This window comes from Bartonella sp. CE47NXGY, assembly GCF_042195415.1.
GTDB lineage: Bacteria > Pseudomonadota > Alphaproteobacteria > Rhizobiales > Rhizobiaceae > Bartonella.
Genome location: NZ_JBHIOI010000067.1, coordinates 1 through 3,841 on the forward strand (window position 1 = coordinate 1; position 3,841 = coordinate 3,841).

The 3,841-nt window shown below is 32.3% G+C and carries 1 protein-coding gene; it reads right to left on the reverse strand.

Annotated features, from left to right (window positions below; translation table 11 throughout):
• Window positions 1–1,672 precede the first annotated feature (1,672 nt).
• On the reverse strand, window positions 1,673–3,841 hold a 2,169-nt coding region (locus ACFIL3_RS09195), incomplete at its 5' end, for a type ISP restriction/modification enzyme (protein ID WP_375682129.1).

Here is a 3,841-nt window from a genome sequence, read left to right on the forward strand (position 1 = left end):
TTAACAGACGTGGTTTCATTTGAAATATTAGAGATAACGGGGGTGTTTTTTGATATATTTTTCATAATTAAAACCTTGATGTTAATATTGTTTTGAAATTGACACCCTTATAGGGCGCCGGGCGCTCAAAACACGGCATCAAGTCCGTTGCTACGCTTTTCTCATAAGAGTATTGTATGGCGTAACTACACCCGACATAATCATTATATGCTAATCATAACATAAAAGACAGTCAGTATTTAAAGAAATGGGAAAGGTTGTTTCGTAACCTACCCGCTTGATGTTTAAGTGTTTTGATCACTTGAATATTTATATAACAAAATACGTATTTATTGTCAAACAATATTTTATCTTTTTTGATATTTTTTTTAATACGTTATGTATTGATAATATCTTATGCTTATTAATTTCTTCTTTTATATTTATGTGCTTTTAAAGATATATTATAGGCTTTATGAAACGATTGCGTATTTTCTGAATCTATACATTGATAATATTTAGAAACGCTCTCATAGTGCGTATTTTTAACTTTATAACCTATCAGTTTTTTTCACTAAATGAATTTTAATTTTTTTGTGAATTTTTTTTATAACACATTTGCAACTTAACAGCTTTTCATAGAGATGGTCTTTATAACCAACCCTTTCATTTGCATTATGATTATAAAACCTTGCTGTTTTTATGCATTCTCTATAGCTGTTATATGCTTTATAGCCACCGCATCATTTTTCATTTTCATAAGAGAAACGATAAATAGGATAATTACGATTTATAGACTGTTATGAAAACATCTCAATAGAAACTGATAATTATAGAGATGAGCAAAATCTCTTTTAATAGACCGTGTCAGTGTTGTCAGTTCCTTTTAAGACCCTCTATTATTTTTTTTTATGAGTAAAAATTAAAAACATTATATTTCAATAGTTTAATATCTTTAAAACATAACCCATATCAAGAGTACAATCTTGAAAGATAACCAATGATGTGAATTGATTAAAACCTGTCAGTTATGTGTCAGTAAATTGAACTGACAAAATAGATTATTTTAGTGAGTGATTAAAACGTGCTTTATGAAAAGCATATGCTCCTTTAAAGCCTTTTCAAAAGATAGTTTGTAACGCATAAGAAGTACTATCAAGACCATTATGGTTATGAGTTTTGAAGATTTTGAGTATTTTGAGGGTTCCTTTTACGCCCCTTTATATATTATTTTTCAATCAAAAAATAAAAGTTATTATATTTCAATATGTTAATGCTTTAAATAAACAACCTATATTACACACAACACGTAAATACAATCTGTAATATATATAAAAAGGGGTTTTGAAGGTATTTTGAGGGTTTGAGAAACCTTCAAAACCTATAAGTAATATAAGAAAATGAATATACATAACTCTCTTTAAACAAAGCTATCATTTTAGATTACGGTATAATCTTTTAAAGGCAATGTAAAAAAATTTAATTCACTTTAGATAGGGTTTCTTAAAAGTCTTAAAGGCAATCCAAATAAGAGTATCTAAAAGTGCAAATGATTTCTTTTTAGAATAACGCATATAAGCACTCTTTTTAAAGATTGTATCTAATCAACTTAACAAAAGAGGTATAGATTATGGTTATAAGCTCTATACCCTTTATGAGTTATCATACCCATTATGTGAACATGCTTTATAAGTTATTCAGTTTCTCTTAGTTCTAATTTTGGTAAGTTCTTAACGATTTTCATTGTTTCTAGACTTACTGTAATAACCCTTTGAAATAACTCTAGAGGGTAAGCAGGGTTACCAATGGTTTCAACAGCATAGCGATTGGCATCATTCACAATGCCACTATTTTTATCAGTCTTGACACATTGACGTTCCATAACCCATTCAAGAGCGGGTTTACCATTAACGATATACTCATAAGCTTCAAGAGGAATATCTGTCATGATGATATTGCTGTTATAAAAAACAGTCGATTTATCCTTTTCCTTACTATTCCCAGAAAATTTCATTTCAGTCACGTAATAGAATTTTTCGGGATTAGAGATCTCTGTTTGTTTTGGATTACCCTTTTTAAAGGTCACTGGATAAGGCTCTACAGTTTCATAATTCACGTGCAAATGCCCTAGTTCACGTCCAGCATTAACAAACTTCCAAAAATCTTCAGCGCTTTTTACACAAGGGATGCGAGGCAACTCTTTAGAGAGGTTATCAGCATAACGGGCACGATAATCTTCTGAGTGAAGTAGACCGTATACGTAATAAAAGATATCTTCTTTTATTATAGTCTCATTAGGATAAGCAGCTTTAAAATGCGCTAGTCCCTCATCCGTAATGGCATCACTCCTCTGTAAATCAGCTGTTTTGCTGTCTTCTGTAGAATCCGTAAATAAATGAGTTTGTTTCTTGTTTCTATCTTTTGAGACCGTAGTATCTTCGTAAATATAGCGTGGAAAGCATTGTCCATTTTCTATCACCTGAACATCGGGCAGAGCCGTAGTCATAAGCACAGAAAAGCCTCCCATTGCTCCTATACCTGTAACTTGAATTACTTTATTTCCAATCATTCCCCCTATCGGAAATATACGCGGCATTTGATAGACTCTATGGTTAAAAATACGACTATAGTAAAGCCATTGCTTCGTAAAAGGACGATATAGGCTTTGAATAAGACATTTATCTTCAAATTCAAAAACCTTTCCTCTTACAAACTCTTCTTTCAGACTACTACTCCAACAAATTTTTGTAGCATCAACACTAACAAAATCGTTTACAGCATTTGCACGTAACTTACGGTCAGCATGCGGATAGACATTATTAAAACGTTCCACTTCGCTATTATAGAAAGCAATCATATAACTCATGTTTTTTGCTAAAACTTCACGATTTGAGTTATATGCCCAAGCATCACGATTAGTTTGTATACCACACGAAAAAGTTTCAAAGAGCTTTTTCTTATTATTACCTTTCTTAACACCTATGGCTAAAAATGCTTTAAAATTGTCATCACGTTGATTTATCCAATCACCGTGCTTATCTGGTATAATGATTTGCCAACCTTGTTTACTCCGTGTAATACCATTAATGCTTCCAAGGGATTCAATCATTGTAAGCTTTTCTTGCCTCGTGAGATAGTCTCCAATATCACGAAAATATATCTTACCACGCTGTTGTGCATTTGGATTTTTTACGAGAATGGAAATCGCTATAGGGGCTCGAGATCCAGAACCAAAAATTTTACCACCTTCTTTTCGAGAAAGTTCTCCAGAAGTTCGTTGGTTACCCCGTAAATGGAAAATATAAAGGCTGCTAAATTCCTCAACGAGGCACTTTCGTAGACTGTCCGTAGAACTTCCATTAATAAAACCGGCATTTGTGACAAATCCGATTATCCCAGCATTATCAATACGGTCACTTGCCCAGCGAATAGCACGAATATAGCTATCATAAATTGCTTGCATATTGGTTGCTTTTGAATGAGCAGCATAAGTTTCACTAATACGTTTATCTAAAATCGGATAGGGTGTGTTTTTTGCATTATCATTTTCGTTTTTTTGCTTTGTTGAATAAGGAGGATTGCCGAAGATAACTTCAATATTGAGGTTTTTCTGAAGTTCTAAATATTCACTGTTTTTCTCTAGTAAACCTCTCATCAGATCTTGTTTTTCAAGCATCCGGAATGTATCGGTTAAACCAATATGTTTGAAAGGAATATACTCTCCTTTCTTCAAACTATGATAAGTCGATTCAATATTAATGGCAGCTATGTAATAAGCCAGTAAAACAATCTCATTGGCATGGATATCATGACGGAATTTGTATTCCATATCCTCTGGTTTTATGAGATTTGATTGTAAAAG